We start from the raw sequence: 20,910 nt of genomic DNA, 5'->3' as shown, positions 1-20,910 counted from the left end.
CGGGAATGGGAAAGCGGAATCGAACGGGAGATTTCGATTGTATCGGTTCCAGGCCGATGCCATGCATCAGCCCAGGCGTATCAAGCAAATGCTTCTGCCAGCGCCGCCCGCAGCGCCGGCACGATGTGCGCGTCAAACCACGGATTGTGTTTGAACCAGGCCAGATTGCGCGGGCTTGGATGTGGCAGCGGAAACAACACGCGGCCGTCAGCGTCATGCGCAGGCCCGTTGCGCACGACGTCGGTCAAGGTCCAGTCGCGCGGCACGTCGAGGTAGTTGCGCTGGGCATACGTGCCCACCAGCAGGGCGAGCCTCACCTCGGGCATCGCCGTCAGCAGCGGCCGGTGCCATCTGGGTGCGCATTCCGGGCGAGGCGGCAAGTCGCCATTCGCACCGGTGCCCGGGAAGCAAAAACCCATCGGCACCACGGCGATGCGCCTGTCGGCATAAAAATCGTCGTATGAGATCTGCAGCCACTGGCGCAGGCGGTCCCCAGAACGGTCGTTCCAGGGGATACCGGTTTCGTGGACGATGCGGCCGGGCGCCTGTCCGATGATCAGGACACGGGCGCGGCGGTCCGCCACGACCACCGGGCGAGGCTCGTGCGCCAATGCGCCCTTGCACTCGCGGCAGGCGCGGATATCGTGCAGGCAGCGCGCAAACGCTGCTCCGGCCACGTCATCCGGCACTGCTTCCATCGCTTCAGAGACCGGTGTGCTGGGCGATGTAGCCCTTGATGCGGTCAACGTCGGCCGGCATGACTTCAAAGCGCTGCGGCAGCGACTCGATATCGGCGTAACCAGCCGGGCGCTCCGGCTCCCGATCCAGCGCTTCGCGAATGGTGTCGCCGAACTTGGCCGGCAACGCCGTTTCCAGCACCACCATCGGCACGCCCGGCGTCAGGTTCTCGCGCGCCACCTTCACGCCATCGGCGGTGTGGGTGTCGATCATCGTGCCGTAGGTGGCAAACACATCGCGGATCGTATCGACGCGGTCGTCGTGCGAGCTGCGGCCCGAGACAAAGCCGAACTCGGCGATGCGGTCAAACTCCGGCTTGCCGGTCATCGAGAAGCCGCCCTTTTCGTCCACGTCGCGGAAGAGCTGGGCGAGGCGCGCCGGATCACGATCCAGCAGGTCGAACACGAAGCGCTCGAAGTTCGACGCCTTGCTGATGTCCATGCTGGGGCTGGACGTGTGATACGTCTGGGCGGCCGAACGCACGCGGTACGTGCCGGTACGGAAGAACTCGTCGAGCACGTCGTTCTCGTTCGTGGCAACGACCAGCTTGTCGATTGGCAAACCCATCATGCGCGCGATGTGGCCGGCGCAGACATTGCCGAAGTTGCCCGACGGCACGCAGAACGACACCTTGTCGCCGATCTTCGGGGCCGCCAGCAGGTAGCCCTTGAAGTAGTAGACGACCTGGGCAACAACGCGCGCCCAGTTGATTGAATTGACCGTGCCGATCTTCTGGCGCGCCTTGTAGTCGAGATCGTTCGACACCGCCTTGACGATGTCCTGCGCGTCGTCGAACACGCCTTCGATGGCGATGTTGAAGATGTTCTTGTCTTGCAGGCTGAACATCTGCGCGGTCTGGAACGCGCTCATCTTGCGGTGCGGGCTCAGCATGAACACCCGCACACCGCGCTTGCCGCGCATCGCGTATTCGGCTGCGCTGCCCGTGTCGCCGGAGGTGGCGCCGAGGATGTTCAACTCAGCGTGTTCACGGTCGAGCGCGTATTCGAACAGGTTGCCCAGCAGCTGCATCGCCATGTCCTTGAAGGCCAGCGTCGGGCCATTCGAAAGACACAGCAGCGAGAGCGACGTGCCGCCCTCTTCGCCCAGCTTGTGCAGCGGCGTGATGTCGGCGGTATTGTCGCCAGCGCGCGCGTTGCAGTAGACGTCGGGTGTATAGGTGCGGCGGGTCAGCGCACGCAGGTCGTCCTCGGGAATGTCGGTGGCGAACTTGCGCAGGATTTCGAACGCGAGGTCGGCGTACGGCAGGTCGCGCCAGCGGGTCAGTTCGTCAACGCTGACCTGCGGGTATTGCTCCGGCAGGTACAGGCCGCCGTCCGGCGCCAGGCCGCCCAACAAGATGCGGGAAAAACTTTGCGGCTCTGCGTGGCCGCGGGTCGATCGGTATTGCATGCTCGTGTCCTGCGCTCAGTTCAGTTCTTCCATGCGGATGCGCGTGACCTTCGACAGCACGGTCGGCAACGCTTCGATGGCGGCGATGGCGGCGTTCACGCGTTTTTCCACGGTCACATGCGACAGCATGATGATGTCGGTCTGCGGCTCGCCTTCGCGGGATTCCTTCTGCAGCATCGCGTCGATCGAGATGCCGCCTTCGGCCAGGATGCGCGTGATGTCGGCCAGCACGCCGGTCTCGTCGGCCACGCGCATGCGCAGGTAATAGCTCGAGCGCACTTCGTCGATCGGCAGCACCGGCGTGTCGGACAGCGCATCCGGCTGGAACGCCAGGTGCGGCACGCGATGTTCCGGGTCGGCCGTGTGCAGGCGCGTCACGTCCACCAGATCGGCGACGACGGCCGAAGCGGTCGGCTCGGCGCCGGCGCCCTTGCCGTAGTACAGCGTCGGGCCCACCGCATCGCCGTTGACGACCACGGCGTTCATCGCGCCTTCCACATTGGCGATCAGGCGCTTGGCCGGCACCAGTGTCGGATGCACGCGCAGCTCGATGCCCGCCTCGACACGGCGCGTGATGCCCAGCAGCTTGATGCGGTAGCCCAGTTCTTCGGCGTAGCGGATGTCGACGGCTTCCAGCTTGGTGATGCCTTCCACGTATGCGCGCTCAAACTGCACCGGCACGCCAAAGGCGATGGCGCTCATGAGCGTGAGCTTGTGCGCGGCGTCAAAACCTTCGATGTCGAACGTCGGATCGGCCTCGGCGTAGCCCAGGCGCTGGGCTTCCTTCAACACGGTGTCGAAGTCCAGGCCCTTGTCACGCATCTCGGACAGGATGAAATTCGTGGTGCCGTTGATGATGCCCGCGATCCACTCGATGCGGTTGGCCGTCAGACCTTCGCGCAGCGCCTTGATGATGGGGATGCCACCGGCCACGGCGGCTTCGAATGCCACCATCACGCCCTTGTCCTGCGCGGCCTTGAAGATTTCGTTGCCATGCACGGCCAGCAGCGCCTTGTTGGCTGTCACAACGTGCTTGCCATTGGCGATGGCACGCAGCACCAGCTCGCGCGTCAGGTCATAGCCGCCGATCAGCTCCACGACGATATCGATCTCGGGCGAATCCACAATCGCAAACGGGTCGTTCACCACCGGCACGGTCGCACCGGCTTCCTGGACGATGGCACGGGCCTTGTCGAGATTGCGCACGGCAATCATGGCGACTTCAATGCCGCGACCCGCGCGACGGCGGATTTCTTCCTGGTTCCGTTGCAGAACCTTGAGGGTACCGCCACCGACGGTACCGAGCCCGAGCAGGCCGATCTTGATGGGATTCATGAGACGTGTCGTAAAGAAACGAAAAAGCGAAAGGCAAAAACACACAGGGCAGACACCTCGGTCTGCCCCGCAATTACTGATCTGGCGGAAGACCGATGTTATGCGGCCCGGATGCCAGTACCGTGACGTTGACGGTACCGCTCCAGGAAGCGCGCAATTCGGCCGATCGCTTCGCGAAGGTCGTCTTCGTGGGGCAGGAAGACGATGCGGAAGTGGTCTGGCGAGTGCCAGTTGAAGCCTGTGCCCTGCACCAGCAGCACGCGCTCTTCTTCCAGCAGTTGGCGGATGAAGGTCTGATCGTCTTCGATCGGGTACACGGCCGGGTCCAGGCGGGGGAACATGTACAGCGCAGCCTTGGGCTTCACGCACGTCACGCCCGGAATCGCCGTGATCAGTTCGTGCGCAAGGTCGCGCTGACGGCGCATGCGGCCGCCCGGTGCTACCAGGTCTTTAATGCTTTGATAGCCGCCCAACGCAGTCTGAATGGCCCACTGGCCCGGCACGTTGGCGCACAGACGCATCGACGAGAGCATGTTCAGGCCTTCGATGTAATCCTTGGCCGGGCGCTTGTCGCCGGACACGACCATCCAGCCCGCGCGGTAACCGCACGAGCGGTAGCTCTTCGACAGGCTGTTGAACGTTACCGTCAACACGTCTTCCGACAGCGAGCCGATCGCGGTGTGCTTGTTGTCGTCGAACAAGACCTTGTCGTACACCTCGTCGGCGAAGATCACCAGGCCGTGCTCGCGCGCAATGGCAACGATGCCGAGCAGCAGTTCGTCCGAATACAACGCGCCGGTCGGGTTGTTCGGGTTGATGACGACGATGCCCTTGGTATTGGGCGTGATCTTGGCGCGGATGTCGTCCAGGTCCGGCATCCAGCCGTTGGCTTCGTCGCAGGTGTAGTGCACCGGCGTGCCGCCCGAGAGGCTGGTCACGGCGGTCCACAGCGGGTAGTCGGGAGCCGGCAGCAGCAGCTCGTCGCCAGCGTCGAGGAGCGCGTTGGTGGCCAGAGAAATCAGCTCGGACGCTCCGTTGCCCAGATAGATGTCGTCCAGCGTGACGTTCTTGATGCCCTGTTCCTGCGTGTAGTGCATCACCGCCTTGCGCGCCGCGAAGATGCCTTTGGAATCCGAATAGCCGGCCGAATTCGGCAGGTTACGGATCATGTCCAGCTGGATCTCTTCGGGGGCATCGAAACCGAATGGGGCGAGGTTGCCGATATTCAGCTTGATGATCTTGTGGCCGTCTTCTTCCATCTGCTTGGCCTTTTCGAGCACGGGGCCGCGAATGTCATAGCAGACGTTATTGAGCTTGGCGGATTTCTGGATCGTTTTCACGGGCAAGGCGGCGATGGGCGACGTTGAACGGGCTTGATCTACGGGCATTCTGTGGCACAGCACAGCGGCGACGGTAACGCCACACGCAGCGGCAGGCTCCGCTGCGCTTGTTCCTTGCCGGGCATCGCTTATGGCGCGGCGGGCGAAGGAGAGAAAAAGATATAATTTAGCCCATTATGACAGACTTAGGCGGGCATTTTTGCAACGCAGCGAAGCCTGCCCAAACGTCTGAAAAACCTAGCGCCGTTGGCAGCGTGCCGCCGCATGCGCCGCAGTGGTCGCGCCCGATGGGATTCCCGCCTTGAAGCTCCATTCCTCCGATTCGTCCACCATTCTCAATACCGTTACCGGCTATGGCGACGGCTATATCGAAATCAACAAGGTGCGCTACGAGCACTCCGTGCTGGTAATGCCCGAAGGCGCGGTGGTGCCGTGGGACCTTGCGCGCTTTGAAGACCTGACGCCCGAACACTTCGCCCGCCTGCTCGAACTGGGCGCCGAAGTGGTGATCTTCGGAACGGGCAACAAGCTGCGCTTCCCGCACCCGCGTCTGACGGTGCCGCTTACCGAGAAGCGCATCGGCGTAGACGCCATGGACCTGCAGGCCGCAGGCCGCACGTACAACATCCTGATGCTGGAAGGTCGCAAGGTGGCCGCCGCCCTGCTGATCGAGCGTGCCTGACCGCATGCCGATCGACCGCTCCGCTCAAGCGCCCACCCTGCCCTGGCGCAATGCCTCCCTGTGGCTGCTGGCTGCTGCGTTGCTCGCCATCTGGCTCGGTACGCTGGGCTATCGGCACCTGATTCCCACCGACGAAGGCCGCTACGCCGAAATTGCGCGCGAGATGTTCGTTTCCGGCGACTGGGTGACCATCCGCTACAACGCCCTGAAGTATTTCGAGAAGCCGCCACTGCAGATGTGGGGTACCGCACTTGCCTACACGCTGTTCGGCATCGGCGACTGGCAGGCGCGGCTGTTCACCGCGCTTTCCGGCATCGTCGGCATTGTTTTCACGATGCTGGCGGCGGCGCGCTGGTGGGGCAAGCGGACGGCGATCATCAGCGGGCTGGTGCTCGTGAGCGCGCCCCTGTGGAACGTCGGTTCGCACTTCAATTCGCTCGACATGGGCGTGGCCGGCTGCATGACGATGGCGCTGGGTGCGCTGCTGCTCGCGCAGCATCCGGGTGCCACACGCGCGCAACAACGCGGCTGGATGTGGGCGTGCTGGGCATCGATGGCGCTCGCAGTCCTGAGCAAGGGCCTGATCGGCGTGGTGCTGCCCGGCTTTGTGCTGGTGGTCTACACGTTGATCGCGCGCGACTGGGCGCTCTGGAAGCGCCTGCATCTCGTGACTGGACTGATCATCTTCTTTACCGTAGGGGCACCGTGGTTCGTGCTGATCTCGATGCGCAACCCGGAGTTCGCGTGGTTCTTTTTTGTACACGAGCATTTCCAGCGCTTTACGTCGACCGTGCACAATCGAAATGCGCCGCTTTGGTATTTCGTGCCACTTCTGGTGGCCGGCTTCCTGCCGTGGCTCGCCCAGTTGCCCGGCGCCGCTCGCCTGGCCTTCGCCCGTGGTGAAACCGCCACCAATGGCTTTCGCCCCACGCTCATGCTCGGCCTGTGGGCCATCCTGATCTTCGCGTTTTTCAGCATTTCGGACTCGAAGCTGCCGGGATATATCTTCCCGATCGTCCCGGCGCTGGCGATGCTGGCCGCCCTGATGCTGGAACGCACCAGCGAGCGCGCGTGGCGTTGGCAGCTCAAGGGCCTCCTGGCGCTGGCACTGCTCGGCCTTGCGGCCAGCGGTTACGTGGCGACAATGTCGTCCGGCATGTACCCGAACGCCGTGTTTTCCCGATTTGCGATCTTCCTGGCCGTAGCGTTTGTGGCGGGAGCAGGATTCACGTGGCTCGCACTCCGCTTGGCGAACCGACGCTTTGAGAGCGTGGCCGCATTCGCATGCGCATGGTTCCTGACGTTTACGGCGGCGATGCTCGGCCACGAAGCATTCGGGCGCTCCATGTCGGGTATTGATCTCGTGCCTGCCGTCAGAGCGTGGCTCAAGCCCGACGTTCCGTTCTATGCGGTAGAGCGTCTGGACCATACAATGCCGTTTTACTTGGGCAGGCCCACCATCATGGTGCAGGAACCGGATGAACTGGCTTTTGGCGTGGAGCAGGAGCCGACCAAGTGGGTGCCGACCACAAACGCGTTCGTGTCCCACTGGAAGGCCGGCGGCCAGGCCATCGCGATGATGGGACCGGGAACCTATGATCGGCTCACCGCCCAAGGCGTACCGATGATCGTGATCGGCCGGGATGCCCGCCGCGTCATCGTCCGGCGCAACTAGGTTTTACCGCCACGGATTCTCGAAAGGGGCGCGCGAGCGGAATTGTCGTAACATGCGCCCCGGCGGCGAGATTGGAAAACATTCGTACGGGGAAACCGCCGCAGTCTGCAAAACATCAAAAGAACACATGAATCTGGTCACTTTCGGGCTGATCCTGACGGGCGTCATGCTCAATGCCTGCGCCCAACTGCTGCTCAAGGCGGGCGTCAACAACATCGGCCGCTTTGCGTTTTCGGCTGACAACATCCTGCCGATCGGCATCAAGCTTGCAACGCAGTGGCCCATCATTGGGGGGCTGTCGTGCTACGTCATCTCGGTGGTAGTGTGGATTCTCGGCTTGTCGCGCGTGGATGTGACCATCGCGTATCCGATGCTCTCGCTAGGCTATGTCGTCAACGCCTTCCTGGCGTGGTATCTGTTTGGCGAAGTGCTGTCGGTGCAGCGCCTGATCGGCATCGCGATCATTCTCGTCGGCGTACTCGTGCTGGCACGCTCGTGAGCCGATCTGCCCACACCCGGCACCCAACCTCATTCAAGTCATGACGCAAACCACCGCCACTGCCGAACTTCCGTTCCTGCCTTTCGTGCGCCCAACCATTGACGAGGCGACCATCGCCGCCGTGGCCGATGTACTGCGCTCAGGCTGGATCACCTCGGGCCCGAAGGTCGCCGCGTTCGAAGCCGCGCTGTCGGAATACTTTGGCGGCCGCATCGTCCGCACCTTCGCCAACGGTACGGCCACGATGGAAGTTGCGCTGCGCATCGCAGGCATTGGCCCCGGCGATGAGGTCATTACCACGTCGATCTCGTGGGTCGCCACGTCCAACGTCGTGCTGACGGTCGGCGCCAAGCCGGTCTTCGTCGACATCGACCCGGTGACGCGCAACATCGACCTGGACAAGGTCGAGGCCGCCATCACGCCGCGCACCAAGGCCATCATTCCGGTCTATCTGTCGGGGCTGCCCGTCGACATGGATCGCCTGTATGACATCGCCCGCCGCCACAAGCTGCGCGTGGTGGAAGACGCCGCACAGGCCATCGGATCGCGCTGGGGCGACAAGCGCATCGGCGAGATCGGCGATCTCGTCAGCTTCAGCTTCCAGGCCAACAAAAACATCACCACCATCGAAGGCGGCGCACTCGTCCTGAACACGCCTGAAGAAGCCGTGCTGGCCGAAAAATATCGCCTGCAAGGCGTCGTGCGCACCGGCTTTGACGGCATGGAAGTCGATCTGGTGGGCGGCAAGTTCAACCTGACCGACGTGAATGCGGTGATCGGCCTGGGGCAGTTCTCACAGCTGGAAGCCGTGACTGCGCGCCGCGCAGCGCTGGCCCGCCGCTACTTTGCCGGCATGCGCGCCGCCGACATCGAGTCGTTCGGCGTGGAGTTGCCGGTGAAGAACTTCACGAATACGAACTGGCACATGTTCCAGATCGTGCTGCCGCTGGACCGACTGAAGGTCGATCGCGCCGCGTTCATGGCTGGCCTGAAGGCGCTGGGAATCGGCGCCGGCGTGCACTACCCGCCGATCCACCTGTTCAAGCTCTATCGTGAACTCGGCTGGAAGCCGGGCATGTTCCCGGTGGCCGAGCGCATTGGCCGTGCCATCGTTACGCTGCCGATGTTTGCCGGCATGGAAGATTCCGATGTGGATCGCGTGGTCAGCGCGGTCCGCCAACTTTGCGCCCAGTACCAATAATCCAATAATGAAGACACCCGCTCTCTCGGTCGTCATTCCTGTTTACAACGAAGAAGACGGGCTCGCCGCGCTGTTTGCGCGTTTGTATCCCGCACTCGACGCGCTCGGCATCTCGTATGAGGTCGTGTTCGTCAACGACGGCAGCCGCGACCGCTCCGCCGCCATGCTGGCCGAACAGTTCCGCACGCGCCCGGACAGCACGCGCGTCGTCCTGTTCAACGGCAACTACGGCCAGCACATGGCCATCCTGGCCGGCTTCGAACATGCGCGCGGCGAACGCGTCGTCACGCTCGATGCCGACTTGCAGAACCCGCCGGAAGAAATCGGCCGCTTGGTCGAAAAGCTCGACGAAGGCTACGACTACGTCGGCACCATCCGCCGCGTGCGCCAGGACAGTTGGTTCCGCCGCACCGCGTCGCGTGCGATGAATTCGCTTCGCGAGCGCATCACGCACATCAAGATGACCGACCAGGGCTGCATGCTGCGCGCCTACAACCGCACCATCGTCGACACCATCAACCGCTGCCGCGAAGTCAACACCTTCATCCCTGCGCTGGCCTACACCTTCAGCAAGAACCCCACCGAAATCGAAGTCGACCACGAAGAGCGCTTCGCGGGCGAGTCGAAGTACTCGCTGTACAAGCTCGTACGCCTGAATTTTGACCTCGTGACGGGCTTCTCGGTGGTACCGCTGCAATGGTTCTCGGCGATCGGGATGCTGCTGTCGTTCGCCTCGGCGGTCCTGTTCATCCTGCTGGTGGTACGGCGGTTCGTCCTGGGCGCTGAAGTCCAGGGCGTGTTCACGCTGTTCGCCATCACGTTCTTCCTGATGGGCGTACTGCTGTTTGGTATCGGCTTGCTGGGCGAATACATCGGCCGCATCTATCAACAGGTGCGTGAGCGCCCGCGCTATCTGGTGCAGGGCGTGCTGGAGGAAACCTCCCATTTGCATGAAGCAGGCGCTGCCGATCTGAAGACGGGCTCGCAGCGAGGTGTTGCATGAGTTCCGACATCAAGCGGCGCGCCGTCGTTTTTGCGTATCACAACGTCGGGGTACGCTGCCTGCGCGTGCTGGTGGCCCGCGGCATCCAGGTCGAACTCGTTGTCACGCACGAAGACAACGCCACCGAGAACATCTGGTTCGGCAGCGTGCGCGCGACCGCACAAGAACTGGGTATCCCGTACATCACGCCAGACAATGCAAACGGTGATGATCTGCACGCCCGGATCGCCGCCATCGCGCCGGACTTCATCTTTTCATTCTATTACCGCCACATGATCCCGATGCGCCTGTTGAGCCTTGCCAAATTCGGCGCGTTCAACATGCACGGTTCGCTGCTGCCCAAGTACCGTGGCCGCGTGCCCATCAACTGGGCGGTTCTGCACGGCGAGACCGAGACCGGCGCCACCCTGCACGAGATGGTCGAAAAGCCCGATGCCGGTTACATCGTGGACCAGACCGTCGTGCCGATCCTGCCGGACGACACCTCGCACGAAGTGTTCGAAAAGGCCACTGTGGCGGCCGAGCAAACCCTGTGGCGTGCGCTTCCCGCGATGATTGCCGGGCACATTCCGCAGCACCCGAACGAGTTGGCCAACGGCAGCTATTTCGGCGGCCGCAAGCCCGACGACGGCCGGATCGACTGGTCCAAACCGGCCCAGCAGGTCTATAACCTGATCCGTGCCGTGGCGCCGCCCTACCCTGGCGCCTTTACGGACGCCGGCAGCGAGCGCTTTGTTGTCGCTCGAGCCCGTCTGGCGCATCAAACCTTTACGAATTTGCCGCCGGGCCTGCACGTCGTGGATAATGCGATGTTCGGCGTGTGCGGCGATGGGGGAGCCATCGCCATTCACGAGCTCTGGCGCGTTGAGCCTCAAGCTGCCAGCGGAACGTCTGTCGTGACTGCGCAGCAGCTCGCCAGCCAGCTCGCCCTCTCCTGATCTTGAGTTTGCCTTCATGAAAAAAGTACTGATCCTCGGCGTCAACGGCTTCATCGGCCACCACCTGTCCAAGCGCATCCTGGAGACCACCGATTGGGAGGTCTATGGCATGGACATGCAGACCGAGCGTCTGGGCGACCTGGTCAACCACCCCCGCATGCATTTCTTCGAGGGTGACATCACCATCAACAAGGAGTGGGTCGAGTATCACGTGAAGAAGTGCGACGTGATCCTGCCGCTGGTGGCCATCGCCACGCCGTCGACCTACGTCAAAGACCCGCTGCGCGTGTTCGAGCTGGACTTTGAAGCCAACCTGCCGATCGTTCGCTCCGCTGCCAAGTACGGCAAGCACCTGGTCTTCCCGTCGACCTCCGAGGTCTACGGCATGTGCAGCGATTCGGAATTCGATCCAGAAGCCTCGCCGCTGGTCTACGGCCCGATCAACAAGCCGCGCTGGATCTACGCATGCTCCAAGCAGTTGATGGACCGCGTGATCTGGGGTTACGGCATGGAAGGCCTGAACTTCACGCTGTTCCGTCCGTTCAACTGGATCGGCCCGGGCCTCGACTCGATCTATACCCCGAAGGAAGGTTCGTCGCGCGTTGTGACGCAGTTCCTCGGCCACATCGTGCGCGGCGAGAACATCAAGCTCGTCGACGGCGGCAGCCAGAAACGCGCCTTCACGTATATCGATGACGGCATCGACGCGCTGGTACGCATCATCGCCAACGAGAACGGCGTGGCCTCGGGCAAGATTTACAACATCGGCAACCCGTCGAACAACTACTCGGTGCGCGAACTGGCCAACATGATGTTGGAACAAGCCGCCAACATCGACGAGTACAAAGACACCGCCAAGCAGGTTCAGCTGGTGGAAACGACCTCCGGCGCCTACTACGGCAACGGCTACCAGGACGTGCAGAACCGCGTGCCGAAGATCGCCAACACCATGGAAGACCTCGGCTGGAAGCCGACCACCGTGATGAAGGACGCGCTGGCGAACATCTTCGAAGCGTATCGGACGCACGTGGCCGAAGCCCGCAGCCTGGTCGAAGACGGCAACGGCAACAAGTAAAAGCCGCATCTCAGTCGCACCTTCCGCGCAGGTTCATGGCCCTCATCGTCCTCAAGATCGACGTCGACACCCTGCGCGGCACCCGCGAAGGTGTGCCCAACCTCGCGCGCATGTTGCGCGAGCACGAGGCTGGCGCGACCTTCCTCTTCAGTCTCGGCCCGGATCACACCGGCTGGGCGCTGCGCCGGGCCTTCCGCCCCGGTTTCCTGAAAAAGGTTTCCCGCACGTCGGTCGTCGAGCATTACGGCTTTCGTACGCTGATGTACGGCGTGCTGCTGCCCGGACCCGACATCGGCCGCAAAGCCGCTGCCGAAATGCGCGCCATTGGCGAGGCAGGTTTCGAGACTGGCATCCACACGTGGGACCACGTTCTCTGGCAAGACAACGTGCGTCAGCGCGATGCCGACTGGACCGCGCGCCAAATGACCGCGGCTCACGCGCGTTTCATTCAGGTATTCGGCAAGCCGCCCGTGACGCACGGCGCTGCGGGCTGGCAGATGAACGACCACGCCTTCCGCCAGATCGACAACTGGGGCATGGCCTACGCCTCCGACGGCCGGGGCACGCATCCGTACATCCCGAGCATCGACGGCAAAGCGCTGAACCATGTGCAATTGCCGACCACGCTGCCCACGCTGGACGAACTGATTGGCGTTGAAGACATCACCCTCGACAACGTCGCCCGGCACATCCTGAAGATGACCGAGTCCGACCGCGACCAGATATTTACCTTGCATGCGGAACTTGAAGGGCAGAAACTCGCCCCGATCTTCCGCGAGTTGCTGCGAGGCTGGCGCGCGCAGGGCCATCGGCTGGGGTCGATGGGCGATTACTACGCAACGCTGGATCGCAGTACCCTGCCCGTGCAGCCCGTCACGTGGGGCGAAGTTGCTGGGCGCAGCGGCAGCCTGATCGTCCAACCGGCCTGATCCTCACGATCTGCGGTCGGGCGGCGGGCGCAGTGCCTGAGCATTGCCCGTCCACAAGCTTCCCGTCTCTTCCCTGCGGTTTTCCGGAACACACCATGCCCGTCACGATCGACAAGCCTCTTCCCGATTTCTCCGCACCGGCAACCAGCGGCATCACGTTCTCACCGGCATCGCAGCGCGGCAAGATCGTCGTGCTGTATTTCTATCCGAAGGACAACACGCCCGGCTGCACCACCGAGGCGATGAACTTCCGCGACCAATACGACGCCTTTGAAGCCGCCGGCGCCGTGGTGTTCGGCATTTCGCGCGACAGCTTGAAATCGCACGAAAACTTCAAAGCGAAACTGGAGATGCCGTTCGAGCTGATCTCCGATGCCGACGAAGCCGTCTGCAATATCTTCGACACGATCAAGATGAAGAAGATGTACGGCAAGGACGTGCGCGGCATCGAGCGCAGCACATTCCTGATCGATAGCAAGGGCGTGTTGCGCAAGGAATGGCGTGGCGTGAAGGTCCCCAACCATGTGGACGATGTTCTCGCGGCGGTGCGCGCGCTGTAACTGCAGGTAGCGCCAGCTCTTGGCGAAGCGCCCCCCAACCCATCCGGGCGGTAGCTTCCCGCCGATTTCGCAACACCCGTCGTGACCAGTTTGCGCCGCACCACACGTCACATGTGACCGATTGCAAATCACAAACGCTTCCGATACAGTCGGAACCGATGAGTACAAAATCCGGATGCCATTCCGATAGCCCACGACGGTACCGGCGGCCAAGTTGGCCTGATACCGCTTCTGCGTTTTTCCCGGCAAACAGGCCGGGCAGGACGTCCGAATCGTGCAGCTTGTCGTGGCGTTCACCTAGGCCGCCCCACCTCTCGCAGGTCATGGCGGCTTTTTTGTGGCCGTCGTCCGTGCATCAAACTTTGCGACGCGCCCATCCGTTTTCCTGCGCTTTCCGCCAGCACCGTCTCGCCATGTGCGCGGGCGGTGTTTCGTCGTTGTTCCACCCAGAGAGGTAATCGAAGCATGCCGCTGCCGACCATGCCCACCCAGCCAGCCCAATTGCTTGACCCGGCTGAATTCAAGCCTTTCGGCAAAGCCGGAAAGCCGAAGGCGGGTCAGGAACCTCGAAAACCGGTGCCAGCGCTCGAGCGCGAGGCGTTATCAGAAACCGGCCGTGCGCAACCTAAACGCAATGCAGCCACCCCGGCCCGCGCCCGCTCGGGCGAAGCTTCCCCCATGGCGAAAGAGGGCACACGCGAACACGCCGGCATCCTCGCCAAGGCGGTTGACAAGGTGAGCGCAGCCGGCAAATCGACCGAAACCGCTGCCCGCCGCCGCACCCGCCGGGATGAGGGCCCCACCAAGCTATTCGTGCTCGACACCAACGTGCTGATGCACGATCCGACCTCCCTCTTCCGTTTTGAAGAACACGACGTCTATCTGCCGATGATGACGTTGGAAGAGCTGGACAACCACAAGAAGGGCATGAGCGAAGTCGCGCGCAATGCCCGCACGGTGAGCCGCACGCTCGACCAGCTTGTGGCGGGCACCGATGGCGTCATGGACGACGGCCTGCCGCTCGCCAAGCTCGGCAACCGCGATGCGCAGGGGCGCCTGTTCTTCCAGACGCGTCTGAATGACATCAAGCTGCCCGACGGTCTGCCGCAGGGCAAGGCCGACAATCAGATCCTGGGCGTGGTGGCCGCATTGCAGCAGCAACGTCCGGATCGATCCGTCGTGCTGGTGTCCAAGGACATCAATATGCGGATCAAGGCGCGCGCCCTCGGCCTGCCGGCGGAGGACTACTTCAACGACCGCGTGCTGGAAGACACCGACCTGCTCTACAGCGGCATCATGGCCCTGCCGGCCGACTTCTGGCAAAAGCACGGCAAGAACATCGAGAGCTGGCAGGACCCCAAGACGGGCACGACGTTCTACCGCTTGTCGGGCCCGCTGGTGCCGTCGTTCCTGGTCAACCAGTTTGTCTTCCTTGAACCGAATGACGGCAGCCTGCCGCTGTATGCGCAAGTCAAGGAGTTGAACGGCAAAACTGCGGTGTTGCAGACGCTCAAGGACTACACGCACCAGAAGAACAACGTCTGGGGCGTGACCGCGCGCAACCGCGAGCAGAACTTCGCGCTGAACTTGCTGATGCATCCCGAGGTGGACTTCGTTTCGCTGCTCGGTCAGGCCGGCACGGGCAAGACGCTGCTGGCACTGGCAGCGGGCCTTGAGCAAGTTCTGGATCAGAAGCTTTATAACGAGATCATCATCACGCGCGCCACGGTGCCCGTGGGTGAAGACATCGGCTTCCTGCCCGGCACGGAAGAAGAAAAGATGCAGCCCTGGATGGGCGCCTTCGATGACAACCTCGAAGTGCTGCAGAAATCCGACGACAATGCCGGCGAATGGGGCCGCGCGGCCACGCAGGAGCTGATCCGCTCGCGCATCAAGGTCAAGAGCATGAACTTCATGCGGGGCCGCACCTTCGTCAACAAATTCCTGATCATCGACGAAGCGCAGAACCTGACGCCCAAGCAGATGAAGACGCTCGTCACGCGCGCGGGCCCGGGCACCAAGATCGTCTGCCTGGGGAACATCGCGCAGATCGACACGCCGTACTTGACTGAAGGCTCGTCGGGCCTGACCTATGTAGTCGATCGCTTCAAGGGTTGGAGCCACAGCGGGCATATCACGCTCGCGCGCGGCGAACGCTCGCGGCTGGCAGACCACGCATCCGACGTGCTGTAAAAATCACGCGGCGACACAGCTGTCTGCCGCAAACCGTTGTGCCATCAGGCCACGCGATTGCGTGGCCTTTTTTTTGCTGCACGTCTCGCACCTCTCTTTTTCTACCCTGATGGAGGCCAATGATGCCCATGCAGCAAAACCTGCAGCCCCGATCGCGCTTGACCCTGAAGTCGGCCGCGCTGGCCATGATGCTGACCGCCGGCGCATCCATTGCGCTCGCCGCCGACCTCACGCCAAAGACCGCCGGCCAGATCAGCTACATCTGCGGCGGCGTTGCACAGGACGAACAGCAAGCGCTGAACAGTGAGGCGCACAACTACAACCTCTCTCTGCTGTTCACCCAAGGCGCGCGCGGCGAGTATCTCGCCGACGTTGACGTCCAGCTCACGCGACACGGCAAGGAGGTCGCAAGCTTTCGCGCCGACGGCCCCCGCTGTCTGATCAAGGCACCCCCTGCCAGCTATAACGTCATCGCCACGTACCAGGGCGCCACCAAGCGGGCGACGGTGCAGACCGGCAGCACGCGCAACGTCCAGCTGCGCTGGTAAAACTGCCCGCTAAACGCGACGCCATCTAGGCAAAATCCGCAGACCCGCGCCCTGCTTGGCGTTGCGCCTCGCCAACACGAAATTTGGCATTCTGACGCGGCGCGCATAGCATGCTCGCTATCCGGACTCTCCCGATGGCGCATGCTGACGCGGCACAGCTTTTCCCCCACCAATACCCGACTGGCAGGTCCTGCCCTGCTTGCGCTGGTGTGCCTGCTGTCTGCCTGTTCGTCCACGCCGACCCGCTCCACCGCCTCGCGAGACGCGGGCCTGCGCACACGTGGCGTACCGATTCAGGATCCGAGCGCCGGTCTGGAAGAAATCTCCATCGAAGCCATGGCGCTGGTCGGCACGCCCTACCGCTACGGCGGCAATACGCCCGACAGCGGCTTCGATTGCAGCGGACTGGTGCGCTACGTCGTGCAGCGCGCCGCTGCCGTGAACCTGCCGCGCACCGCCGCCGAAATGGGTCGCCGCGGCACGTCATTGGACCGCCGCGACGTTGCATCGGGCGACCTCGTCTTCTTCAACACGACGGGCCAACCCAATTCGCACGTGGGCATCTACGTTGGCCAGAACCGGTTTGTTCATGCACCAGCGACCGGCGGCACAGTGCGACTGGAAGACATGACCAAGTCGTACTGGGCCAGCCGCTATGTGGGCGCACGACGCGTCGTCGCCGTGAGCAACCTGCCCGACTCACCAGCGCCGACCGCACCGATGACGCCGGCACCGGCCAGCCCCGCTCGCCCGATCGATGATGATCCGCTCGGTACCCTTGCCCGCGCGCGCGATGCTCAAGCCGATAGCCTGATGTCGACGCGTGGGCCAGCCACTGCAACGACTCCCGCAGAAGACGACCCCATCGCTCGCTTCGCCACGCAATAGCTCACTCCGCGCTCGCGCGAACGCAAAACGCAAAACGCCCACCGATCTGGTGGGCGTTTCGCTTTGTCGGCGTCGATCTGCCGCCGGCTTACAGCACGTGGCGGCCAATCCACCAAGCGATTGCGGCCATGAACGCCGACGCGGGAATCGTCAACACCCATGCCCAGACGATGTTGCCTGCCACCCCCCAACGCACGGCGGAAGCTTTTTGCGCCGCACCGACACCGACGATGGCGCCCGTGATGGTATGCGTGGTCGACACCGGCACGCCCAACGCCGACGCGAAGAACAGCGTCATGGCGCCTCCGGTTTCAGCACAGAAACCGCCGACCGGCTTGAGCTTGGTGATCTTCTGACCCATCGTGCGCACGATCCGCCAGCCGCCCAGCAGCGTACCCAAGCCGATCGCCACATAGCAGCAGACGATGACCCAGATCGGCGGTTCGGTCGCAGTGGCCGACGCGTAGCCGCCCGCAATCAGCAGCATCCAGATGATGCCGATGGTCTTCTGCGCATCGTTGCCGCCGTGGCCCAGGCTGTACAGCGAGGCCGAAAGCAACTGCAAACGCCGGAACCATCGGTCGACCTTGGATGGCGGCGTTCGGAAGAAGAGCCAGGACACCGCCACCATCAACAGCGAGCCGAGAATAAAGCCCAGCAACGGGGAAATCAGGATGAACGCCACGGTCTTGAGCAAACCGCTTGCCACCAGCGATCCCGTGCCGGACTTGGCCACAGCCGCACCCACCAAGCCACCGATCAGCGCATGCGACGAGCTGGACGGAATGCCGTAGTACCACGTGATGATGTTCCACGCGATCGCGCCGACCAACGCTCCGAAGATGACGTAGTGATCAACGATGGACGGATCGATCGTGTCCCGTCCCACCGTGGTTGCCACCTTGAGGTGGAAGATGAAAATGGCGATCACGTTGCAGGCTGCGGCCATGGCCACTGCCTGCTGCGGCTTGAGCACGCCGGTCGACACCACCGTCGCAATGGAGTTGGCCGCGTCGTGAAAGCCATTCATGAAGTCGAATACGATGGCCAGCGCCACCAGCAGGACGACCACCCAGAGACTGATCTGAAGCGTATGCATGAGGCGTCGTCTCGTCAGGCGTTCTCGAGCACGATGCCTTCGATGATGTTGGCGACATCCTCGCAACGGTCGGTGATGCTTTCCAGTTGCTCGTAAATCGCCTTCAGCTTGATCAGCAGCTTGATGTCGTTTTCGGTGCGGAACAGCTTTGCCATGGCGGCGCGCATCACGCGATCGGCATCCGACTCAAGACGGTCGATTTCGTGGGCAATGGTGAGGATCTGGCGGCCGTTGTTCATGTCGCTGAGCAGCGCCACGGCCTTGCGGACTTCCTCGCAGCAAGCCACGCAGATGGTCGCGAGCTGGCGCGCCTCGTCTGTCACGTTGGTCACGTCGTACAACGAGATGGTGAGCGACACGTCTTCCATCAGGTCGAGGATGTCGTCCATCGTCGTGATCAACTTGTGGATCTCGTCGCGATCAAGCGGGGTGATGAAAATCTTATGCAACAGTTCGATCGTGTCATGCGTGATGCGATCGGCCTTCTTTTCAAAATTCTGCACGTTGCGTGCATGCATTTCGGCATTGGGCAAATCGTTGACCAACTCCTTCAGCGCATGGGCCGCCTTGACGGCGCACTCGGCGTGCTGGTTGAAGTACTCAAAAAACTTGCCTTCGGTGGGCATGAAGCGACCGAACATGATGATCCTCGGGAACGGAAAAAAAGCAGGAGGCATAAAAACAACGCCGGACGGGATCACCGCCGGCGCTGTCATTAAAACGCAATATTTTACCGGAACCAGCCTCGCGACATGCGTGGCACGTTGTGGCAGGCCGACACGAATTACACGTTACGTGTCGTTGTCAAAGAAGGCATTGCCCCCGGTGAAGTTGTCGAACTTCGTGTATTCACCCAGGAACGTAAGGCGAACGGTACCAATCGGGCCGTTACGCTGCTTACCAATAATGATTTCGGCCGTACCCTTGTCCGGAGAATCGGGGTTGTAGACCTGATCGCGATAGATGAACAGGATCACGTCGGCGTCCTGTTCGATAGCACCGGATTCGCGCAAGTCCGACATCACAGGACGCTTGTTCGGGCGCTGCTCCAAGCTTCGGTTCAACTGCGACAACGCGATCACGGGACAGTTGAGTTCCTTCGCCAGACCCTTGAGCGATCGCGAGATTTCCGAAATTTCGGTCGCACGGTTCTCACCGCTGCCCGAGCCCGACATCAGCTGCAGGTAGTCGATCACGATCAGGCCGAGCTGTCCACACTGGCGTGCAAGCCGGCGCGAACGTGCACGCAACTCCATCGGGTTCAACGCAGGGGTTTCGTCGATGAAGAGCTGCGCGTCGTTCATCTTCTGGATGGCATGCGTCAGGCGCGGCCAATCCTCGTCGAGCAGTCGGCCGGTGCGCAGGCGGTGTTGATCCAATCGACCGACCGAACCCAGCATACGCATGGCGAGCTGCGTACCCGCCATTTCCATCGAAAACACGGCTACCGGCAGGCCTTGCTCTACCGCAACGTGTTCGCCGATGTTCAGGGAGAATGCCGTCTTACCCATCGATGGGCGACCGGCCACGATGATCAGGTCACCGCCCTGCATACCGCTGGTCATGCGGTCGAGGTCAACGAAACCCGTCGGCACACCGGTAATGTCGCTCTGGTTATCGCGGTGGTACAGCTCATCAATGCGCTCGACCACCTGCGTCAGCAGCGGCTGGATTTCCAGGAAGCCTTTCTGCCCGCGCGAGCCCTCTTCGGCAATGGCGAACACCTTGGATTCGGCTTCGTCCAGCAGTTGGCGCACGTCGCGCCCCTGCGGGTTGAAGGCACCAGCGGAAATCTCGTCGGCAATCGTCACGAGTTGGCGCAGCACGCCGCGGTCGCGAACGATCTCCGCATAGCGACGGATATTGGCGGCGCTCGGCGTGTTCTGCGCCAGCGCGTTCAGGTACGCCAGGCCACCCACCTCTTCCGCCTTGCCAGCGGCCTGCAGTTGCTCGAACACCGTGATCACGTCAGCCGGCTTGGCCTGCGAGATCAGCTTGCCGATATTGTGGAAGATCAGCCTGTGGTCGTAGCGGTAGAAATCGTGCTCGTTGATGAAATCGGCAATGCGATCCCAGGCGGCGTTATCCAACAGCAACCCGCCGAGCACCGACTGTTCGGCCTCGATGGAATGCGGGGGCACCTTGAGGGAATCGAGCTGGGGATCGGAGGGCGCGTTCATGGCGGGATTATAACGGCGCTGCTCAGTCTTCAATTTGAACCCCTGACACAAAGAACAACAAAAAAGGCAGAGACTTTCGTCCCTGCCTTCTTGACTCGCGCCGGCCGGCTGCCCAGGCGCCGCGAGGTGCAGCTTGCGAGCTTAGGCTGCGTCGCCCTGCACCGACACCGTCACGTCGACTGCGACATCGGTGTGCAGCGACACGACGACCGGGTGGTCGCCAACGGTCTTCAGCGGGCCATTCGGCATACGCACTTGCGCCTTCTCGACCTTGAAGCCTTGTGCAACCAGTGCGTCAGCGATGTCGTGGTTGGTGACGGAGCCGAACAGACGGCCATCCACACCAGCCTTTTGCGACAGTTGCAGCGTCAGGCCGTTTAGCTTCTCGCCTTCGGCTTGTGCAGCTGCCAGCTTTTCAGCAGCCAGCTTTTCCAGCTCAGCGCGGCGGGCTTCGAATTCCTTGATGGCGGAATCCGTAGCGCGGCGAGCTTGCTTGTTCGGGATCAGGAAGTTACGAGCGTAACCGTCCTTCACACGCACCACGTCACCCAGGTTACCCAGGTTGACGACCTTCTCGAGCAGAATAATTTGCATTGTCAGTTCTCCTTATCCCGCTG

General features: G+C 62.4%; 20 protein-coding genes. 12 read left to right on the top strand and 8 right to left on the bottom strand.

Annotated elements, in window-relative coordinates; all coding sequences use genetic code 11:
- Nucleotides 1-80 precede the first annotated feature (80 nt).
- The 4 genes from RP6297_RS05890 to RP6297_RS05875 all read right to left on the bottom strand — a co-directional run bounded on the left by RP6297_RS05890 (nucleotide 81) and on the right by RP6297_RS05875 (nucleotide 4,823).
- Nucleotides 81-698 (bottom strand): uracil-DNA glycosylase family protein, encoded by a 618-nt coding sequence (locus RP6297_RS05890; protein ID WP_009238310.1) that lies wholly within the window; start codon nucleotides 696-698, stop codon nucleotides 81-83.
- 4 nt (nucleotides 699-702) lie between these two features.
- The gene (gene thrC / locus RP6297_RS05885; protein WP_009238311.1) at nucleotides 703-2,148 is read right to left on the bottom strand and encodes a threonine synthase; all 1,446 of its coding nucleotides are present in this window, start codon (nucleotides 2,146-2,148) and stop codon (nucleotides 703-705) included.
- A 15-nt stretch (nucleotides 2,149-2,163) separates the two neighbouring features.
- Nucleotides 2,164-3,483: a homoserine dehydrogenase gene (locus tag RP6297_RS05880; RefSeq protein ID WP_009238312.1), complete on the bottom strand. Its 1,320-nt coding sequence runs from the start codon at nucleotides 3,481-3,483 to the stop codon at nucleotides 2,164-2,166.
- Nucleotides 3,484-3,581: 98 nt separating this feature from the next.
- Complete coding sequence (locus RP6297_RS05875; protein ID WP_009277534.1) at nucleotides 3,582-4,823, bottom strand: pyridoxal phosphate-dependent aminotransferase; 1,242 nt, start codon at nucleotides 4,821-4,823, stop codon at nucleotides 3,582-3,584.
- 301 nt (nucleotides 4,824-5,124) lie between these two features.
- On the opposite strand from RP6297_RS05875, the gene RP6297_RS05870 reads away from it, so the two are divergent.
- The 12 genes from RP6297_RS05870 (at nucleotide 5,125) to RP6297_RS05815 (ending at nucleotide 17,014) form a co-directional block, all read left to right on the top strand.
- Nucleotides 5,125-5,505, top strand: coding sequence for an Mth938-like domain-containing protein (locus RP6297_RS05870; protein ID WP_037028697.1), 381 nt, complete (start codon nucleotides 5,125-5,127; stop codon nucleotides 5,503-5,505).
- A 4-nt stretch (nucleotides 5,506-5,509) separates the two neighbouring features.
- Complete coding sequence (locus RP6297_RS05865) at nucleotides 5,510-7,180, top strand: glycosyltransferase family 39 protein (RefSeq protein ID WP_009238315.1); 1,671 nt, start codon at nucleotides 5,510-5,512, stop codon at nucleotides 7,178-7,180.
- A gap of 127 nt (nucleotides 7,181-7,307) precedes the next feature.
- Nucleotides 7,308-7,679, top strand: a complete 372-nt coding sequence (locus RP6297_RS05860; protein WP_004626520.1) for an SMR family transporter — start codon at nucleotides 7,308-7,310, stop codon at nucleotides 7,677-7,679.
- Nucleotides 7,680-7,719: 40 nt separating this feature from the next.
- Nucleotides 7,720-8,880 (top strand): DegT/DnrJ/EryC1/StrS family aminotransferase, encoded by a 1,161-nt coding sequence (locus RP6297_RS05855; RefSeq protein ID WP_009238316.1) that lies wholly within the window; start codon nucleotides 7,720-7,722, stop codon nucleotides 8,878-8,880.
- 7 nt (nucleotides 8,881-8,887) lie between these two features.
- On the top strand, nucleotides 8,888-9,883 hold the full coding sequence (locus RP6297_RS05850; protein ID WP_009238317.1) for a glycosyltransferase: 996 nt from the start codon (nucleotides 8,888-8,890) through the stop codon (nucleotides 9,881-9,883).
- Between the two features lie 8 nt (nucleotides 9,884-9,891).
- Nucleotides 9,892-10,821, top strand: coding sequence for a formyltransferase (locus RP6297_RS05845; RefSeq protein ID WP_037028696.1), 930 nt, complete (start codon nucleotides 9,892-9,894; stop codon nucleotides 10,819-10,821).
- Between the two features lie 16 nt (nucleotides 10,822-10,837).
- A complete protein-coding gene (locus RP6297_RS05840) occupies nucleotides 10,838-11,896 on the top strand; it encodes a bifunctional UDP-4-keto-pentose/UDP-xylose synthase (RefSeq protein ID WP_009238319.1) in 1,059 nt (352 codons plus the stop codon).
- 35 nt (nucleotides 11,897-11,931) lie between these two features.
- Complete coding sequence (locus RP6297_RS05835; protein ID WP_009238320.1) at nucleotides 11,932-12,825, top strand: 4-deoxy-4-formamido-L-arabinose-phosphoundecaprenol deformylase; 894 nt, start codon at nucleotides 11,932-11,934, stop codon at nucleotides 12,823-12,825.
- 95 nt (nucleotides 12,826-12,920) lie between these two features.
- Complete coding sequence (locus tag RP6297_RS05830) at nucleotides 12,921-13,385, top strand: peroxiredoxin (protein ID WP_009238321.1); 465 nt, start codon at nucleotides 12,921-12,923, stop codon at nucleotides 13,383-13,385.
- 465 nt (nucleotides 13,386-13,850) lie between these two features.
- Entirely contained in the window at nucleotides 13,851-15,578 is a 1,728-nt protein-coding gene (locus RP6297_RS05825; RefSeq protein WP_009238322.1) for a PhoH family protein, read from the top strand.
- A gap of 122 nt (nucleotides 15,579-15,700) precedes the next feature.
- Nucleotides 15,701-16,126: a hypothetical protein gene (locus tag RP6297_RS05820; protein WP_009238323.1), complete on the top strand. Its 426-nt coding sequence runs from the start codon at nucleotides 15,701-15,703 to the stop codon at nucleotides 16,124-16,126.
- Between the two features lie 141 nt (nucleotides 16,127-16,267).
- The gene (locus RP6297_RS05815; RefSeq protein WP_009238324.1) at nucleotides 16,268-17,014 is read left to right on the top strand and encodes a C40 family peptidase; all 747 of its coding nucleotides are present in this window, start codon (nucleotides 16,268-16,270) and stop codon (nucleotides 17,012-17,014) included.
- Between the two features lie 88 nt (nucleotides 17,015-17,102).
- On the opposite strand, the gene RP6297_RS05810 is transcribed toward RP6297_RS05815, so the two are convergent.
- The 4 genes from RP6297_RS05810 to rplI all read right to left on the bottom strand — a co-directional run bounded on the left by RP6297_RS05810 (nucleotide 17,103) and on the right by rplI (nucleotide 20,887).
- The gene (locus RP6297_RS05810) at nucleotides 17,103-18,113 is read right to left on the bottom strand and encodes an inorganic phosphate transporter (RefSeq protein WP_004626498.1); all 1,011 of its coding nucleotides are present in this window, start codon (nucleotides 18,111-18,113) and stop codon (nucleotides 17,103-17,105) included.
- A 14-nt stretch (nucleotides 18,114-18,127) separates the two neighbouring features.
- Complete coding sequence (locus tag RP6297_RS05805) at nucleotides 18,128-18,754, bottom strand: DUF47 domain-containing protein (RefSeq protein ID WP_009238325.1); 627 nt, start codon at nucleotides 18,752-18,754, stop codon at nucleotides 18,128-18,130.
- 150 nt (nucleotides 18,755-18,904) lie between these two features.
- Nucleotides 18,905-20,293, bottom strand: coding sequence for a replicative DNA helicase (locus RP6297_RS05800; protein ID WP_009277536.1), 1,389 nt, complete (start codon nucleotides 20,291-20,293; stop codon nucleotides 18,905-18,907).
- Between the two features lie 141 nt (nucleotides 20,294-20,434).
- Nucleotides 20,435-20,887: a 50S ribosomal protein L9 gene (gene rplI / locus RP6297_RS05795; RefSeq protein WP_009238327.1), complete on the bottom strand. Its 453-nt coding sequence runs from the start codon at nucleotides 20,885-20,887 to the stop codon at nucleotides 20,435-20,437.
- Nucleotides 20,888-20,910: the final 23 nt, after the last annotated feature.

Source organism: Ralstonia pickettii (assembly GCF_016466415.2).
GTDB classification, from domain to species: Bacteria; Pseudomonadota; Gammaproteobacteria; order Burkholderiales; family Burkholderiaceae; genus Ralstonia; species Ralstonia pickettii.
This window is presented reverse-complemented; position numbering and strand designations above follow the sequence as displayed.

Bases quoted from the DNA above. Each gene is read 5' to 3' on its own strand.
- rplI (WP_009238327.1), bottom strand. From the start codon at position 20,887: ATGCAAATTATTCTGCTCGAGAAGGTCGTCAACCTGGGTAACCTGGGT.
- RP6297_RS05860 (WP_004626520.1), top strand. From the start codon at position 7,308: ATGAATCTGGTCACTTTCGGGCTGATCCTGACGGGCGTCATGCTCAAT.
- RP6297_RS05800 (WP_009277536.1), bottom strand. From the start codon at position 20,293: ATGAACGCGCCCTCCGATCCCCAGCTCGATTCCCTCAAGGTGCCCCCG.
- RP6297_RS05830 (WP_009238321.1), top strand. From the start codon at position 12,921: ATGCCCGTCACGATCGACAAGCCTCTTCCCGATTTCTCCGCACCGGCA.
- RP6297_RS05835 (WP_009238320.1), top strand. From the start codon at position 11,932: ATGGCCCTCATCGTCCTCAAGATCGACGTCGACACCCTGCGCGGCACC.
- RP6297_RS05815 (WP_009238324.1), top strand. From the start codon at position 16,268: ATGCTGACGCGGCACAGCTTTTCCCCCACCAATACCCGACTGGCAGGT.
- RP6297_RS05855 (WP_009238316.1), top strand. From the start codon at position 7,720: ATGACGCAAACCACCGCCACTGCCGAACTTCCGTTCCTGCCTTTCGTG.
- RP6297_RS05890 (WP_009238310.1), bottom strand. From the start codon at position 698: ATGGAAGCAGTGCCGGATGACGTGGCCGGAGCAGCGTTTGCGCGCTGC.
- RP6297_RS05880 (WP_009238312.1), bottom strand. From the start codon at position 3,483: ATGAATCCCATCAAGATCGGCCTGCTCGGGCTCGGTACCGTCGGTGGC.
- RP6297_RS05805 (WP_009238325.1), bottom strand. From the start codon at position 18,754: ATGTTCGGTCGCTTCATGCCCACCGAAGGCAAGTTTTTTGAGTACTTC.
- RP6297_RS05820 (WP_009238323.1), top strand. From the start codon at position 15,701: ATGCCCATGCAGCAAAACCTGCAGCCCCGATCGCGCTTGACCCTGAAG.
- RP6297_RS05840 (WP_009238319.1), top strand. From the start codon at position 10,838: ATGAAAAAAGTACTGATCCTCGGCGTCAACGGCTTCATCGGCCACCAC.
- RP6297_RS05810 (WP_004626498.1), bottom strand. From the start codon at position 18,113: ATGCATACGCTTCAGATCAGTCTCTGGGTGGTCGTCCTGCTGGTGGCG.
- RP6297_RS05865 (WP_009238315.1), top strand. From the start codon at position 5,510: ATGCCGATCGACCGCTCCGCTCAAGCGCCCACCCTGCCCTGGCGCAAT.
- RP6297_RS05825 (WP_009238322.1), top strand. From the start codon at position 13,851: ATGCCGCTGCCGACCATGCCCACCCAGCCAGCCCAATTGCTTGACCCG.
- RP6297_RS05850 (WP_009238317.1), top strand. From the start codon at position 8,888: ATGAAGACACCCGCTCTCTCGGTCGTCATTCCTGTTTACAACGAAGAA.
- thrC (WP_009238311.1), bottom strand. From the start codon at position 2,148: ATGCAATACCGATCGACCCGCGGCCACGCAGAGCCGCAAAGTTTTTCC.